The organism is Candidatus Accumulibacter phosphatis (assembly GCF_000024165.1).
Lineage (GTDB): Bacteria > Pseudomonadota > Gammaproteobacteria > Burkholderiales > Rhodocyclaceae > Accumulibacter > Accumulibacter phosphatis.
Map to the genome: position 1 here is coordinate 735,148 of NC_013194.1, position 16,890 is coordinate 752,037.

Annotated in this window: 13 protein-coding genes; 12 read left to right on the plus strand and 1 reads right to left on the minus strand. The window is 63.1% G+C overall.

Annotation, left to right across the window (positions count from 1 at the left end; translation table 11 throughout):
• Positions 1–119 precede the first annotated feature (119 nt).
• The 12 genes from CAP2UW1_RS03120 to CAP2UW1_RS03175 all read left to right on the plus strand — a co-directional run bounded on the left by CAP2UW1_RS03120 (position 120) and on the right by CAP2UW1_RS03175 (position 15,167).
• Entirely contained in the window at positions 120–1,577 is a 1,458-nt protein-coding gene (locus CAP2UW1_RS03120) for a sigma-54-dependent transcriptional regulator (protein ID WP_015765217.1), read from the plus strand.
• Between the two features lie 12 nt (positions 1,578–1,589).
• Positions 1,590–3,029, plus strand: coding sequence for an AAA family ATPase (locus CAP2UW1_RS03125; RefSeq protein WP_015765218.1), 1,440 nt, complete (start codon positions 1,590–1,592; stop codon positions 3,027–3,029).
• 71 nt (positions 3,030–3,100) lie between these two features.
• A complete protein-coding gene (locus CAP2UW1_RS03130) occupies positions 3,101–4,975 on the plus strand; it encodes a type II secretion system protein GspD (RefSeq protein ID WP_015765219.1) in 1,875 nt (624 codons plus the stop codon).
• Positions 4,972–6,222, plus strand: coding sequence for a tetratricopeptide repeat protein (locus CAP2UW1_RS23505; RefSeq protein ID WP_049778511.1), 1,251 nt, complete (start codon positions 4,972–4,974; stop codon positions 6,220–6,222). Before CAP2UW1_RS03130 ends, CAP2UW1_RS23505 begins: the two co-directional genes overlap by 4 nt.
• Positions 6,223–6,273: 51 nt before the next feature.
• A complete protein-coding gene (locus CAP2UW1_RS03140; RefSeq protein ID WP_041568085.1) occupies positions 6,274–7,986 on the plus strand; it encodes a GspE/PulE family protein in 1,713 nt (570 codons plus the stop codon).
• Positions 7,987–7,991: 5 nt separating this feature from the next.
• Positions 7,992–9,194 (plus strand): type II secretion system F family protein, encoded by a 1,203-nt coding sequence (locus tag CAP2UW1_RS03145; RefSeq protein ID WP_015765222.1) that lies wholly within the window; start codon positions 7,992–7,994, stop codon positions 9,192–9,194.
• A 4-nt stretch (positions 9,195–9,198) separates the two neighbouring features.
• Entirely contained in the window at positions 9,199–10,740 is a 1,542-nt protein-coding gene (locus CAP2UW1_RS03150; RefSeq protein WP_015765223.1) for a hypothetical protein, read from the plus strand.
• Positions 10,737–11,339, plus strand: a complete 603-nt coding sequence (locus CAP2UW1_RS03155) for a hypothetical protein (RefSeq protein ID WP_015765224.1) — start codon at positions 10,737–10,739, stop codon at positions 11,337–11,339. The genes CAP2UW1_RS03150 and CAP2UW1_RS03155 overlap by 4 nt, the downstream gene beginning before the upstream one ends.
• A 33-nt stretch (positions 11,340–11,372) precedes the next feature.
• Complete coding sequence (locus tag CAP2UW1_RS23510; protein WP_015765225.1) at positions 11,373–11,834, plus strand: hypothetical protein; 462 nt, start codon at positions 11,373–11,375, stop codon at positions 11,832–11,834.
• 64 nt (positions 11,835–11,898) lie between these two features.
• Complete coding sequence (locus tag CAP2UW1_RS03165; RefSeq protein WP_015765226.1) at positions 11,899–13,140, plus strand: hypothetical protein; 1,242 nt, start codon at positions 11,899–11,901, stop codon at positions 13,138–13,140.
• A complete protein-coding gene (locus CAP2UW1_RS03170) occupies positions 13,137–13,880 on the plus strand; it encodes a type II secretion system protein (RefSeq protein WP_015765227.1) in 744 nt (247 codons plus the stop codon). Before CAP2UW1_RS03165 ends, CAP2UW1_RS03170 begins: the two co-directional genes overlap by 4 nt.
• A complete protein-coding gene (locus CAP2UW1_RS03175; protein WP_015765228.1) occupies positions 13,881–15,167 on the plus strand; it encodes an adenylate/guanylate cyclase domain-containing protein in 1,287 nt (428 codons plus the stop codon).
• Here the strand turns inward: CAP2UW1_RS03175 and CAP2UW1_RS03180 are convergent.
• The gene (locus CAP2UW1_RS03180) at positions 15,164–16,882 is read right to left on the minus strand and encodes an ATP-binding protein (RefSeq protein ID WP_015765229.1); all 1,719 of its coding nucleotides are present in this window, start codon (positions 16,880–16,882) and stop codon (positions 15,164–15,166) included. The two genes, CAP2UW1_RS03175 and CAP2UW1_RS03180, sit on opposite strands and share 4 nt — an antisense overlap.
• Positions 16,883–16,890: the final 8 nt, after the last annotated feature.

Sequence of the window (16,890 nt, forward strand, 5' to 3'; positions counted from 1 at the left end):
GCAAAAATGAGCCGGAATTATACTCGACTGTCCACCGTCGTCGATGTGAATCGCTTGGCGCCAATACAAGTGTGGAATAATGCCGCGCAGGCACATTCTCGAGCGACGCCACGCCCTTCATGCCCAGCGAACCGGACGCCATCCTGCGCGACAAGCCATTTCTCCTCATCGTTGACGACGATGCGCTGATCTGTGACACCCTGAGCTTCTCGATGAGTCCGCTCTTCGAGGTTGTCACCAGTCATTCGCGTCCACATTGCCTGCAGATGCTGCGACAGCTGCGCCGACTCCCGGAATTGGCCCTCGTCGACCTCGGACTGCCGCCGCTGCCACATCGTCCCGATGAAGGCTTTGCGCTGATCACGGATCTGCTGAAGCTTGCGCCGGACATTCGCATCGTCGTCCTCTCGGGGCAGAGCGACGACGGCAATGCTCGCCACGCGCGCACGCTTGGCGCTGCCGAATTCGTCGCCAAGCCCTGCAACCCGGGCGATCTACAGCAGATCCTGAAGCGCGCACTGGCCTTTCGCGCGCTCGATGAAATGGGGCGGGACGGCGCCTCGCCGCTGATCGGCAACAGCCCGGCAATAGAGAAACTGCGCCTGCAACTGCGCCAGTATGCTGACCTGCCTTTTCCGGTCCTGATCGAGGGCGAGTCGGGCAGCGGCAAGGAGATCATCGCTGCCAGTTGCCTCCATTACGGCACCCGGCGCCGGCAGAAGCCGTTTCTGGCGCTCAATTGCGCTGCCGTGTCGCCGAATCTGGTCGAGCCGACGCTGTTTGGCTACGCCAAAGGTGCGTTTACCGGTGCCGTCGCGATGAAGACCGGCTATTTCGAAGACGCCGGCGACGGCACGCTGTTCCTCGACGAGATCGGCGAACTGGCGCTCGAACTGCAGGCAAAGCTTCTGCGCGTGCTGGAGAATGGCGAGTACCAGCGCGTCGGTGAAACCCAGAAGCGCGTCAGCCAGGCACGGATCATCGCGGCCACCAACCGGGACCTGCGCAAGGAGGTCAGGTCGGGCAACTTCCGGGCCGATCTTTATCACCGCCTGTCGGTCTGTGCGATCACTGCCCCGGCACTGCGCGACATGGGTGACGACCGCTTGCTGCTGCTCGAGCACTTTCGCCAGATGTACGCGGCGCAGACCCGGCAATCACCTTTCCGGCTGTCCCCGGAAGCGACGGCACTGTGGCTTGCTTACAGCTTTCCCGGCAACGTTCGCGAACTGCGCAACGTCGTCATCCGTCTGACCACCAAGCACCCCGGGCAGACGGTGGACGCCGGGGCGCTCGAAGTCGAACTCGATCTTCCCGACGAGCCGCTGGCCGCCGGCGCGAGTTCGCTGACGGCGGCCGACGAAATCTCGGGGGACGCCATCGTTACTGCGGCAAGCCATCGCTTGCGGCAGCGGGAACCATTCAGTCTCGATCGCCTGCTCGACGCCACTGAGCGGGGCTACATCGAGGCCGCGCTGAAGCTCGCGCACGGCAATGTCAGCCAGGCGGCACGCCTGCTCGGCATCCATCGCACGACGCTCTACAACCGCATGGAAGCCTCGTTTCGGGAGCAGTGATGTACACGATCGATGATGTATCTTGAGCATTTCGGGCTGCGCGAGCCACCGTTTCGCATCACGCCACATACCGAGTTCTTCTTTGCCGGCGCCAATCGGGGGGCGACGCTCGAGGCGCTGATCTACGCGATCACGCACGACGAGGGGATCGTCAAGGTCAGCGGCGAGGTCGGCAGCGGCAAGACGATGCTGTGCCGGATGCTGCTTGAAAAACTCCCGGAGAACGTCGAAACGGTCTACCTGGCCAACCCGATGCTGTCGCGCGACGAGATACTTTTCGCCATCGCCGACGAGTTGCATATTCCGCTTCCCGATGAGCGTAGCCATCTTCTGCTGCGCGCCTTGCAGGAACGTTTGCTGAGCATCTATGCCACCGGCCGGCAGGTCGTCGCCTTGATCGACGAGGCGCATGCGATGCCGCCGGAAGCGCTCGAAGAGATCCGTCTGCTCTCCAACCTCGAGTCCAACCACCACAAGCTCCTGCAGATCGTCCTCTTCGGTCAGCCGGAACTCGATCTGCGGCTGGGTGAAACGGCCATGCGGCAACTCAACGACCGCATTACGCACCATTTCCGGCTGGAGCCGCTACGTCGCGACGACGTCGGGGTGTACCTGATGTTCCGCCTGCGCGCCGCCGGTTACCACGGTCCCGACCTATTCACGAAAGGCGCCATCCAGCGGATCAGCGAAACGTCGGAAGGGTTGACGCGACGCATCAACATCCTGGCTGACAAGGCACTGCTTGCCGCATTCTCCGACGGCGTGCACCAGATCGATTGCCGCCAGGCCAGAGCTGCGATCCGCGATGCGCAGTTCAAGCCCCTGAGTCGCCGCTTCGGTGCCCGCTGGGTGTGGATCGGTGGGGCAGCGGTGGCTGCCGGTGCGATCGCCAGCGCCGCCTACCTGGCCGGCAGCCGCCACGCCGCCAGCGAAACGCCGGCAGCGCCGACGATCGCCGCCGCACCGGCCGGCGGCGCCGTGCCGGTAATGGTGGCGCCGTACCCGGCGCCGGTCTCCGCGCCGACGTCGGTCGCCATTGCCGCGCCGGACCCGTCGGGCGTGCGGGTGGCCAGCAGCGGCGCCGAGCCGCCTCTCTCGCTTGCGGAACGGATTGCCGCGACCGAAGACTGGCTCCAGCGAACCCCGGACAGCCATTACTTCATTCAGTTGCTCGTCACCGACGCCGGTAGCCAACGAGAGGTGCTCGATTTCATGGCCAACAACGCGCAAGTGCTCGACGCCCGCCAGGTCAGGGTCTATCGATCGCGCTTGAGCGGACGCGACAGGCTGGGCGTCATCTACGGCGACTACTCCTCGCGCGAGCAGGCAAACGCTGCTCTCGCCATGCTTGCCGACATCAGCCCGTCGAGCCGGCCTTACGTCCGCGAGGTCCGCAAGCTGCGCGCCCCCCGATTCGCGCAGGGTCTTGACGACGCGGCCCTAAGGCAATAAAAATCATGCACTTGAATAGCACTGCTGGCGTGGTATCATCAACTTCACCCTTGACTGGATCGAGCCCGAGCGTGTCCCTGCGAATTGTCAGCGTTGTCAGCATTCTCAGCGCCATCCCCATCCTGCTCCTGTTGGGTGCCTGCACCCCGACGACGCTCAGCAACGGGCCGTCCGCCGGTCATTTGCAGGCCGAGAGCGTGGTCCGAAGCCAGGGGTCGATTCCCCAGGTGGTGCAGCAAAGTGTCTCCTTGCCCAGACCGAGGCCAAGCGCCAAGACCGAAACCTATAGTGTCGTGGTCAACAACGTGAAGCTGCACGACCTGCTGTTTGCGCTGGCCCGCGACGCCAAGCTCAACGTGGACATCCATCCGGGCCTTACCGGCACGGTGACGCTCAACGCCATCGACCAGACGCTGCCGCAACTGCTCACCCGCATCGCCAAACAGGCGGACATGCGCTTCGAACTGGACGGCCCGAACCTCGCCGTGATGCCTGACGCACCTTATCTCAAGAGCTACAAGGTGGATTACTTCAACATTGCGCGCGATGTCACGGGCACGATTTCGACCAATACCCAGATCTCGACCAGCGCGCTGGCAACCGGCAGCGGTGGTGTCGCGGGTACCGGCAATACCTCCCGGATCCAGATCGAGAACAAGTCGAAAAACCATTTCTGGGAGTCGCTCGAGAAGAATCTGACGGACTTGCTGCGCGAAACCGACAAGGTCTTCCCGGAGGGTTCGACCGAGACCGTGACCGAGCAAAGCGGCTCGCAGAGCACGACGGGCACTGGCGCCCCGGCGCCGACAGGCGTGGCGGCGCGGGTCAGCCAGCTTGCACAGACGATCGCCGGCAGTCCGAATCCGGCGACTCTGCAGAACACCGGTGCCACGGTCGTCAAGCGGATGACTTACCGTGAGGCCGCATCGGTGATCGCTAATCCCGAAGGTGGGGTCATCACCGTCAGGGCCACCTCGCGGCAACACGAGAAAGTGCAAGAGTTCCTTGATCGAGTCATGAGCAGTGCCCGGCGGCAGGTGCTCATCGAAGCGACGATCGTTGAAGTCACCCTGTCTGATGGCTACCAGCAGGGGATTCAATGGAATCGTCTGACGAGTGGTACCGAGTACAGCGTCACGAAGCCGACACTGACGACCAACGTGCAAAATGCCGTGACCCCTTATGTGATCAAGTACAGTAACATCAACCCCGCGAGTCTGCTGGCGACCGTCGAACTGCTGCGCCTCTTTGGCACCGTAAAGGTGCTTTCCAGCCCGAAGCTAGCGGTGCTAAACAACCAGACGGCAACGCTCAGGGTGTCGGAGGATTTCGTCTATTTCAGCGTCAAGCAAGACGCAGCTTCTGCTGTGGGCGTAGTCGTCGGTGGGGCTGCCGCAGCCAGTGGTCCCGTCTCAAATCCCACGACAACCACGCCGCAGTCGGTCTCGATCGGTTTTTTCATGAGTCTGACCGCACAGATCAGTGATAGTGGCACCGTTACCCTCAATGTCCGCCCATCGATCTCCTTTATCGCTGACTTGAAGCAGGATCCCAATCCAGGCCTTGTCAATCCCAAGACTGGTAACACCATCCCGAACCTCGTGCCACAGATTCGTACACGCGAGATCGAGTCGATGCTGCGCGTTGAAAGTGGCGACATCGCGGTCCTCGGTGGTCTGATGGAAGACCGAATAGGCAACACGGTTGGGCGCCTACCAGGTCTCGGCGACATCCCGTTCGTTGGCGAGGTCTTCAACAACCGCGGTAACTCGTCCTCCAAGTCGGAGCTGGTGGTCCTGCTGCGCCCGACGGTCATCCGGGACGCTTCGATCGATGGCGACTTCAGCAGCTTCAGGGAATTCTTGCCGAAGAAGGACTTCTTCAGGACCGATCAGGTCTATCGGCCGTTCTCGTTGCCTGACCAGACTCCGGAACCGCTGCAGTGAGCCTGTTGATGGATGCCCTGCGGCGGGCGGAGGAGGCCAAGCGACTGGCGACCCCGACCAGTCGTGCCGAGCCTGTCGTCGGTGAACTGAGCCTGGACCCGCTGGAAACGACGCCGGCGCCTCCCGGCACACCGCTGCCGCCGCTCTCCCGGCACCTCGACACGATCGACGCCGATCTGACCGCCGCGGCGACGGCTCCGTCGTCGCCGCGGCGCGCAGCGTCATCGGCGAGGGCGCCCGCCGACAACGGCGCTCGCGAAGCGGCCGAGCGCCGTGCCGCGAAAAACGTCTTTGCCGCCAAGCCGGTCCCGGCGTCACGCGCCCCTCTCTGGCTGTTCCTCGGTCTGCTCGCACTGGCGACGCTGGTCATCGTCGGCTACTTCTGGTGGCAGTTGCAGGCGGTCGGCAGAGGCTCGCTGACCCAGCCGGCGACCCCGCTGCCGCCCGCCCGCCCGACTCCGCCGCCAGCGCCGCAGGCCGACCTGACGCCGCTGCCGGCGGCGGAGGTGGCGCTGCCGCCGGTCCTGCCACCAACCGTTCCGCCAGAGGCGTCGCGACCGCCGCAGGCAGCGTCCGGCGCCGTAGCCTCCACGCGGCGTGCCGAGCGCGCCGGTCGCGAGCCCGCGAGTGTTCCGGCAGCGGAAGTCGCCGGCGTCTTCCGTCTGAACGATAGCCGGCCCAGGCACGGGCAGGCCATTGAGCATGCCTATGACGCCTTGCAGGCGAACCGGCTGGACGACGCGCGCAGCGGCTATGAACAGGTTCTCCGCGGCGATCCCCGGAATGCCGACGCGCTATTGGGTCTGGCGGTAATCGCCACCCGCCAGGGACAGACCGAGCGGGCGCAGCAGATCTATCTGAGGGTGCTCGAAGCCGATCCCGCTAACGTCACCGCCCAGGCGGCTTTGATCAACCTGCGTGGGCACAGCGATTCCGGCCAGTCCGAAAGCCGCCTGAAGATCCTGCTGGCCAGTCAACCGGACTCGCCCAGCCTGCACTTCGCACTGGGCAACCTGTATGCCCGGCAGGGTCGCTGGAGTGAAGCGCAACAGGCCTATTTCCAGGCGTATGCGCTCGAGCCCGACAACGCCGACACCCTGTTCAACATCGCTGTAAGCCTCGACCATCTGCGCCAGAACAAGCTGGCGGCGCAGTACTACCGGATGGCGCTGAACGCCGCCGAAACGCGGCGCAGTGCCTTCGATCAGAATGCGGTCGGGAAGCGTCTCCTTGAACTGCAACAGTAATCGCCGGAACCGGCCGCGATCGGCGGACGTGAGCGGGCTGCCAAGCCGATGATGAACGCCCCCGACGCGCATCCGCATTCACGGCCCCTGGGCCAGATACTGATCAGCAAGGGCATCCTCAGCGAGGATCAGCTGCGCATCGCCCTGCTCGAGCAGATGAAGTCGAACCGGCCGATCGGGAAACTCCTGGTCACGCTCGGTTTCGTGTCCGAGGCGACGCTGCGCGACGCACTCTCCGAAAGTCTCGGCAAGCAGAGCGTCGATCTGTCGAATGCCATCATCGACCCCTTGGCGCTGAAGCTCGTTCCGCGCGATCTTGCCAAGCGCCACCACTTGCTGGCGCTCGACTACGATGCCGAGAACCAGCGTCTGACGCTGGCCATTGCCGACATCAACGACATCGTTGCCCTCGACAAGATTCGCAGCCTGGCCGGCGACGAAATCGAGATCGACACTCTGCTCGCCGGCGAGACCGAGATCGATCGGGCAATCGACCAGTACTATGGTCATGAGCTGTCGATCGACGGTATCCTGAACGAGATCGAAACGGGCGAGATCGATTTTCGCGGCCTGCAGTCGTCGGCTGACGAATACAGCCAGCCGGTCGTTCGCCTGATCGACTCGATTCTCACCGATGCCGTCAAGCATGACGCTTCCGACATCCATTTCGAGCCGGAAGCGAGCTTTCTGCGCATCCGCTACCGTATTGACGGCATGCTGCGGCAGATTCGCTCGCTGCACAAGACGTACTGGCCGGCCATGGCGGTGCGCATCAAGGTGCTCTCGGGAATGAACATCGCCGAGACGCGCGCTCCCCAGGATGGTCGCATCTCGCTCAACATGCGCGGCCGGCAGGTCGATTTCCGGGTCTCGGCGCAACCGACGATTCACGGCGAGAACGTCGTCCTGCGCATCCTCGACCGGCAGAAGGGGATCGTGCCACTCGAGGGTCTGGGTCTCGCCGAGAAGCAGCTGGACCAGCTCAAACTGATGATTGCCCGCCCCGAAGGCATCGTTTTCGTCACCGGCCCCACCGGCAGCGGCAAGACGACAACGCTCTACTCGGTGCTCAACCACATCAACTCCGAGGGAGTCAACATCATGACCCTCGAAGACCCGGTCGAGTACCCGATGACCCTCGTTCGCCAGACGTCCGCCGCCGAATCGGTCAAGCTGGATTTCGCCAACGGCATCCGCTCGATCATGCGCCAGGACCCCGACATCATTCTCGTCGGCGAAGTGCGTGACGCCGAGACGGCCGAGATGGCTCTGCGCGCGGCGATGACCGGGCACCAGGTGTATTCGACGCTGCACACCAATTCGGCGATCGGTGCCATCCCGCGCCTGCTCGACATCGGCATTCTGCCCGACATCATGGCCGGCAATATCATCGGCATCATCGCCCAGCGGCTCGTGCGGCGCCTGTGCGTACACTGCAAGAGCCCGTACCAGGCCGAGGCGCACGAGACTCGCCTGCTCGGCAACCTCGCCGAGGGGCCTCGCCCGGTCATCTACCGGCCGGCCGGCTGCGAACGCTGCGACTTCCAGGGCTATCGGGGCCGCCTGGCGATCATGGAGTTGCTGCGCATCAACGGCGACATGGACGAATTGATCGCCCGTCGCAGCACTGTCCGCGAGATGCGGCAGCTTGCCAGCCGCCAGGGTTTTGCCACCCTCGCGGATGATGGGCTGCGGCGGGTTCTCGACGGTTCAACCTCTCTCGAGGAAGTCGGCCGCGTTGTCGACCTGACCGACAGGATGTAGCCGCCGTGGCGCTCTACACGTACAAGGCGGTCAACCCCGATGGGCGCATGGTTCTCGGTCGAATCGACGCCATCAACCTCGTCGACCTCGAGATGCGCTTGCGGCGCATGGAACTTGATCTGATCACCGGCGAGCCACTGAACAACCGGCGGTCGATCATGGGCGGCGGTGTCCCACGTCGGGAAATCATCCACTTCTGTTTTCACTTGCAGCAGCTCGTGCGCGCCGGCGTGCCGATCATCGAGGGTCTGACCGATCTGCGCGACAGTCTCGAGCACCCGCGCTTTCGTGAAGTTGTCGCCAGTCTGATCGAATCGATCGAGGGAGGGCAGACGCTCTCGCAGGCGATGGAAAGTCATCGGCGCGTCTTCGACCGGGTCTTCATCAGTCTGATCCGCGCTGGCGAAACGACCGGCCGCTTGCCGGAGGTGTTGCATAGCCTCAACGAGTCGCTGAAATGGGAGGACGAACTCGCCTCGCAAACCAAGAAGATGATCGCGTATCCGGCATTCGTCAGCACGATCGTCGTTGGCGCCACCTTCTTCCTAATGGTCTACATGGTTCCGCAGCTCAAGATGTTCGTGAAGAACATGGGACAGGTGCTGCCCTTGCAGACGCAGATTCTGTTCTTCGTTTCCGATCTGCTGGTCGCCTGGTGGTACCTCGCTCTCCTGCTGCCCGCCATGGCGGCTTTCGGATTGCGGTTTCTGTTGCATCACAACCCCCTGGCGCGCGTCCGCTTCGACGGCATCAAGCTGCGAGTGCCGCTGCTCGGCAGTATCCTGCGCAAGATCGTCCTCGCCCGCTTCGCCAACACCTTTGCCCTGCTCTACTCGTCCGGCATCCCGATCCTCGAGTCGATACGCACCACGCAGGATGTGGTCGGCAATCTGGTGGTTCGCCAAGGTCTGGAACGCGTCGAACAACTGATCGGCGAAGGCCAGAACGTCACGGCCGCTTTTCAGAGCACGGGCTTCTTCCCGCCGCTGGTGATCCGCATGCTGCGCGTCGGCGAGAACACCGGCGCCCTCGACGAAGCACTGCTCAACGTCAGTTACTTCTATACCCGCGACGTTCGCGAATCGGTTCAGAAGATCCAGCAGCTGATCGAGCCGATTCTCACGGTCGCCATGGGTGGTTTGCTTGGCTGGATCATGCTCTCCGTTCTCGGGCCGGTCTACGACGTCATCAGCAAGATAAAGCCCTAGCGCCATGCGTTCTCGCCACCTTCTTTACCTCAGTGCCCATCAGATGACGGCCTGCCGCTGGCAAGCCGGGGTGTTGGCCGACGAGGCCTCGTTCGACAACAGCGAAGCCGGGCAGCAGGCGTTTGCCGGGTATCTCGCGGCAAACGCGAAGAGCATCTTCTCGATCCTGGTCAACGTCGCGGACGAGGGTTTCCACCTCGAAACGATTCCCTTCCTGCGGGGTGCCGATCGTGCGGCGATTATCGCGCGCAAGCTCGGGCAATTCTTCTTCAACGCCCCGCTGACGACATCGATCTCGCTTGGGCACGAAAAATCGCGACGCAAGGACGAGCGCATCCTGCTTGCCGCGCTCACCAACCACGATTTCTTTGCCCCCTGGCTGGCCGCACTGGCACGTGCCGAGGTGGCGCTCGCCGGCGTCTACTCGCTGCCCTTGCTTGTGCCGAGGCTGCTCAGGAAGCTTGGCATCGCCGACGAGCGCTGCCTGCTGTTGACCATTCAGGATCAGAGCATTCGCCAGAGCTATCTGGAAAAGGGCGAACTGCACTTCAGCCGCCTGACACCGCTGCACCAGAGCAGTATTGCCGGCATGGCGCAGACCTTCTCGACGGAATCGCTGAAGCTTCAGCAGTATCTGGTGAGTCAGCGCCTGATCGCTCGGCGGCAGCCGATCACCGCCTATCTCATGGCGCACGCGAACGCCAGGGTGGCGATCGAGAGCAGTTGTGCCGACACGGAGACGCTGTCGTTCGTCGTTCTCGATATCGAGGACTGCGCGCGCAAGTGCGGTCTCAGGACACTGCCGGCGGATACGCGTTGCGAGTCCATCTTCCTCGACCTTCTCGCGATGGCTGCTCCACGCGCTCAGTTCGCTAGCGACGAGCAGCGCCATGACTACTATCTCTCGCTCGTCCGCTCGGTTCTCCGCGCGGTGGGGGCAGTCGCCTTGTTCGGCAGCGTGCTGCTGTCGGGGCGACAGTTCCTCGACGCGTACCGGCTCAATCAGGAGAGCGAAGCGCTCGGCGCGGAAACGGCTCTCGCGCGTCAGCGCTACGATGAAATCGTCAGAACCTTTCCGCCGATTCCGACAAGCAACGAGAGCCTGCGTGCAGTTATCAATCGCTACGCCGAGCTCGAAAGAAGCAGCGGGTCGCCCGCCTACCTCTACCGCGAAATCAGCCGAGCCCTGGACAGTGCGGCGTCCGTGGAACTCGATGGCATCGAATGGAAGAGCGGGGCGTTGGAGTTGTCGCGGATTCCGGTTAACGCTGATGCCGCACGCAACGCGCCGCTTGCCGCCGACCAGGAGAGTGCGATCGTGCGCGGTACCCTGCGGCTGGGCCCCGACAGTAACCCGCGGCAGGTCCTGGCGGCCTTCAACCGTCTGGTCGACGCCCTGAAGAGCAACCCGAAGCTGACCGTGGAGGTGCTCCTGCAACCATTCGACGTCGAGTCCGGCAAGGCACTCAAGGGGGCTGATGCCGATTTGGAAGAGAACCAGCCACGCCCGTTCAAGGTGCAGATCCGCCGGGCGATCGGCTCATGAAGTTTCTTCGCAGCGATTACCGGAAGATTCAGGCCAGCCTCTGGGTGGCGCTGCTGATGATCGCCATAGGCGCGGCGGCGCTCTATTTCTCGCACAGCGCCAAGACGCGCGCTGAACTGGCCAGAGATCTCGTCATGGCGCAACGGCAGGAGTCGGATGGCAAGCTCAAGCAGGTGCGCGACGAGGAAATCGAAATCAAGCAGAAATCCATCCTGTTCACTCGGCTGCAGGAGCGTGGCATCATTGGCCCGGAACAGCGCCTCGAGTGGGTGGAGTTGTTGAAGGAGATTCGCGACAAACGTCGTCTGATCGACCTGCAATACGAAATCGCGCCACAGCGTCTGCTCGACGGCAACCCGACCGGCAGTTACGCGTTCTACTCCAGCGCGATGAAGCTGCAGTTTCGATTGTTGCATGAGGAGGACCTGACACGCTTGATCGGCGACTTGCGCAGCCGGGCGAAGGCGCTCATTCGCGTCCGCAGTTGTGACGTGGCGCGCCTGCCGGCAAGTGCCGACGAACGTAGTGGCCGGCGCGCAAACCTGTCGGCGGAGTGCGAAATCGACTGGCTGACCTTGCGCGAAGTCAGCCGGAAGTAGGTCGATTGCCAGTCGCGAGGAGGAAGAAAGCCCATGCTCAAGTGCTCGTCGTTAGCACGCCGCTCTCTTGCCATTGGCGCGTGGCTGTTTGTTCTCGTGCCGGGTGCGTCCACTGGCGCCGAAGAGTCCCTGGGTCGGCTGTTCTTTACCCCTGAGCGTCGCCAGCAACTCGACCGCCAACGCGAGATGAACGTCCTCGACAAACAGCAGGTCCCCGCCGATCCGACGCTGACCATCGACGGCATCGTCACACGCAGCAGCGGCAAACGTACGGCCTGGGTGAACGGTAGCCCGCAGAATGAAGATGACGTGGCGAGTGGTCTGACCGTGACACCGCGGCGAGGCGATCCGGGCAAAGTTCTGGTCGAAGCCAATGATTCGCCGGCCGCCAGGGCGCGTGTTGGCGAGACGGTCAATCGCACCACGGGTCAGGCGAGTGATTTGCTGAGCGGCGGACAGGTCCTGGTCAGGGCTCGGCCACCGGCGACAAGATAGGCATAACGGTAACCGGCGGTGAGATCCGTTAATCGCGTTTCCACCGTGCACGTGGGAGGCACACATGTGCAAGAGCAACGATACCGTGGGTAGTCCGTACCAGCAGCGTGGGGTGGCGCTGCTGGCGCTGCTGACGCTGCTGTCCTTGTTCGGACTGTATCTTTTCGTCGGGCAACTCAGTGCCACCCAGTTCCAACTGGCGCGTGAGGAGAAATCCGCGGCGGCGCTGGCCGAGGCCAGGCAGGCGCTGGTCGACGAGGCGGTCACACGCGTGTCGATCAACGATGCCGGCTACCTGCGCTTGCCGGACTTGGGCGTCAACGTGGGCGCACCCGCTGAGGGATACGCTTCAGGAACCTTTGCCGAGGACGGCAAGGATCTTTCGGTTATCGGCAAGTTTCCCTGGAAGACCCTGGACACGGGACCGTTGCGTGACAGCACGGGGCAATGCCTGTGGTACGTGGTGTCAGGTCGTTTCAAGAAGGATACCGATCTCCTGAAGACCGACGTGTTCAACTGGGATACGCTCGGCCAGATCGACGTCATCAACGCCAACGGTGCTTTCCTCGCGGTCAATCTCGCCGCCTTGCTCGTCTCCCCGGGGCCAGCGCTCGACGGTCAGAGTCGTGCGCTGGCCGACGCCGCCTATACGGAATGCGGAGGCAACTACGATGCCCGCAATTATCTCGATGCCTTCAATGGTACGAATGCGCTCGCCGGCCAGGTCAACTACTACACGGACAGCACCAACAACAGGGTGGCGTCGGACAGCAACAACAAGCAGTTCGTGATGGTCGTCAATTACCCCCACTACAACGATCGCTTCACCTTCCTGAGCGTTGGTCAGATCTTCGATCCCTTGATCCGGCGTCGCGATTTCAGGGACGCGATCGGCAACCTCCTTGACGACGCGACCTTCCGGGCACATCTGCAGACTATAGTAGTAGCCGGCAACAAAGGAACCGACAACCTCCTCTGCACGTCCGCAACCGGCGCAGACAACCGGGAGTTCTGCAAGAACTGGAAAGAGATGCTTTTTCTCGCGCAGTTGCCGAGTCCGTCCAGGATCACCATCGATGGCGGCTTGTCGTCCGATGTCTGCAACCGTGTTCTGATCTTCGCCGGTCGCCGGACGGCTGGCCAGAGCCGCAGCACCTCGACTGATAAAGCGAACCGGGCGAACTATCTGGAAGGTGTCAACGCGACCTCGTTCAACGTGCCGACTGCCAGCGCTAGCGACTTTGCCGGCGCGTCGGTCTTCAATTGGCGCACTCCGGCTACCGATCTGGTGAGGTGTCTGCCGTGAGCGGACGCCCATTGCAGGCCCTGCCGAGCGCCGGATTCACCTTGACGGAACTGGCCGTCGTGCTGGTGATCGTGTCGCTGCTGATCGGCGGTTTGCTGGTGCCGCTGTCGGCGCAGATGGATGCGCGCAATGCCAGCGATACGCGCGCATCTCTGGCGGAGATCCGCGAGGCGCTGCTCGGCTATGCCGCGGTCAACGGCCGTCTGCCTTGCCCGGCGGCGACGGCGGGTGACGGGACCGAACAGTTCAATACCGTCACCGGTCAGTGCGCCCCGCTCGCCGGTGTGCTGCCTTGGGCGACCCTGGGTGTCAAGGAAACCGACGCCTGGGGGCGCCGCTACACGTATCGAGTCACTCCGGTTTTCGCCCAGTGCGTGGCACCTTCCTATGCCGTGGGGGCGCCGTGCACGCCGGGCTACAGCTTTGTGCTCGCGTCCCTGGGGGGCTTGGACGTACGCTCCACTGCCGGGGGCAGCGTCATTGCCAGCAAAGTTCCGGCTGTCGTGATTTCCCACGGCAAGAACGGCAACGGGGCCTATACGCCCGGAGGAACACAATTGCCGGCGGGGGCTGACGTCGACGAGCAGGACAACCAGTTGATCAACCCTGCCGGTGTTGTGACGATGGCCAACTATGACTTCGTCAGCAAGACGCCAACGGCGACGTTCGACGACGAGGTGATGTGGATTTCGCCGGGTGTTCTCTTCAATCGCATGATCAGCGTCGGCAGGTTGCCGTAGGTGGGTGCCGATCAGACCTTCCTCGACAGGTTGCGCAACGCCGGCATCTCGCCCGGCGACGACGAAGAACTGCGGCTGCAGAAGTCCCTCCTGTTTTTCGCCACCGGCTTGATCAGCCTGGCGTCGATGGTCTGGTTGCTGATCTACTGGCAACTCGGGCCGCGCTTCTCGTCCAACCTGCCGTTTGCCGTGCAACTCCTGCTTGTCGGCAATCTGCTCGTTTATCTCAAGACGCTCAACTTCAACGCCTTCCGCGTCCTCCAGTTGTCGCTGTTCCTGTTCACGCCCTTCGTGGCGCAGTGGAGCATCGGTAGCTTCATCACCGCCAGCGGCATCAGCATCTGGGCCTTGCTCGCTCCCATCGGCGCCGTCCTGTTCATTGGTCCGCGACAGTCGGGAGCCTGGTTTTTCGCCTACGTCTTTCTCACCACGCTTTCCGGCGTGTTTGATTTCTACCTCGCCGACTCGCTGCCCTTGTCCGGGGACAAGGTATCGCCGCAGACCGCGGCATTCTTCTTCGCACTCAACTTTGCGGCCGTATCGACCATCGTCTACCTGCTGCTTCGCTACTCCGACACGGAAAAGCATCAGGCCCAGGCGCGGCTGCAGGAAGCGCATCGCCTGCTGCAGGTCGAACAGGAGCGCTCCGAGAGGTTGCTTCTCAACGTTCTTCCGGGGCCGATTGCCGAGCGCCTGAAGAACAGCAGCCAGACGATCGCTGACGGTTTTGCCGAGGTTTCGGTGATGTTCGCCGATATCGTGAACTTCACCAGGGTTGCCGAGGGGCTGACGCCGCAGCAGGTCTTCACGATGCTGAACAAGATCTTCTCGTCGTTCGACGAACTCGCTGAAAGGTATGGTCTTGAAAAGATCAAGACCATCGGCGATGCCTACATGGTCGCTGCGGGCCTCAACGATGCACGCAGCGACTGTGCCGAGGCATTGGCCGATATGGCCCTCGAGATGTGCGCGCTGCTGCATGACGATTTCAGCATCAACGAGATGCGCCTCGAACTGCGTATCGGCATCGGTACCGGCCCGGTCGTTGCCGGTGTCGTCGGCAAGAAGAAGTTCATCTACGACCTGTGGGGCGACACGGTCAACATCGCCAGCCGGGTCACCAGCGAGGGAGTTCCAGGTATGGTGCAGGTCGACGAGCGCAGCTATCGGCGCTTGCGGGATCGCTTCGATTTTCGGGAACCACAGACGATCTACCTGAAGGGCAAGGGAAACATGGTGGTGCATCGCCTCATCGGTCGGCGATCCGCCACGACGGTCGACGCCTAGCCCGCTACCGCTGTGGCAGTGCCCGCGTGCCGGCGCAACGCGAAGCACACCTCGCCCGGCCGATTGCTGGTCAGCGACAGATCGTAGCCGCAGCCCTCGGCCTGTCGCGCGGCGTGGTAGAGCCCGATGCCGAGACCGCTCTCGGAGGTCACCGGTGTGCGCAGCAAATGGGCGAGCACTTCCTCGCTGACCGCGCTTCCCGTATCGCACACGCTGAGCAGCGAAGCGTCGGGCGCGAGTGCCACACGCACCTGCAGACCCTCCTCAGATCGGCGCTTGAGCAGCGCGTTCTGCAGCAGATTGTCGATGACGCTGTCGAAGAGCGCGGTCGGCACCAGCGCCTCCGGGTCGAAGTTGGTGACGGGGAAGACCACCGCCGAATCGGCGTAACGCCGCTGCTGAATCTTCCACCACATCTCGGCGGGCAGCCTGCCACCGACCTCGGCTTGCGGCTTCTGCAGCTTGCCGAGCGTCTGTTGCAGGCGCTGGGTGATTTGCGGCAACTGCCGCTGCAGCAGGTCGAGCCGCTCGTCGGCCCGACCTTCCAGGGTCTGTGCCAGATAACAGAGATTGTTGAGTGACTGGAGAAGATTCTTCACGTCGTGCGTCAGGCGGGCGCCGGTCTCATGAATGGCGCGCAGGTAGCTGACCTGCTGCAACTCGCGAGCACGCAACTTGGCGACGTAATGCTCGTTGGCCAGTTGCGCCAGCAGGTGGAAGTGCCAGACCAGTGCCGGGCTCAACTTGTGCCGGGTGTGCAAGGTGAGGTGCAGGGGGTGTCCCGGGAATTCCTGACGAAAACGCGACTCGTTGCCGAAAGATCCGCCACTCGCCCCGGCGACCCAGCTTCCACCATCGACCCAGGGGAGAGCGAGCATTTCGTCGAGCGCCTGCGCGAGAAAGCGTTCCGGATTGGCCTCGTCGCCGGCCAGGGTCGTCAGGCGATGCAGCCATTTCTCGAAGGGCAGGCCGATGGTCAGGAGGTAGCGCGAGAAGAACACGTCGATGCCGGTGAACCCCGGCCGCGTATTCCACGTCCAGCCGATGAGCAGCAGCAGCGTGGCCATCAGCATCAGCGTATTGAGCAGTGCTTCCAGGTAGCCGGACTGGCGTAGCACCATGAACGCCAGGCTGCCCAGGACGAGGACGGCGATGAGCAGGAAGATGAGCAGGCTGTAGAACAGATCGACCATCGCTCCGCCGGGACGGTCGCTGTCGCGCGACAGCGGCAGCAGTGTCATGACGCAGAGGAAGGCCGGCATTCCCCAGGCGAACTCGCGATTCAGCGAAGGGCCGACCGGCGCCGCATTGGCGACCACCTTCGGCACGAGCCACAAGAGCAATGCCGCCAGCAGGTAAGCGAAGGCGATCAGGTAGAAGATGCGCGTTGGCCGATGATCGACGAACATCACGCGTCCGCCGACGAGCGCGGCCAGCAGGATCACCCAGATGATCAGCAGCCACCAGCCGTACCAGGCGATTCCGCAGCCGAGGACCAGGGCAATCACCGTCAGGCCGCCCAGGTCGACCGTTCTTTCGGCATAGATGAACGGTTGCCAGAGGATGAACAAGCCGACATCGACCAGCCAGCACAGCAAGCCGAACGACGTGCCGGGATCCGCGACCAGAGCCAGATGCAGCAGCGCCAGCAAGGCGATCAACAGCCAACGCTGGCGCTGGCGCAGCGCGCTACCCAGGCGCTGCAGCGTGGTCATGCCCGGCT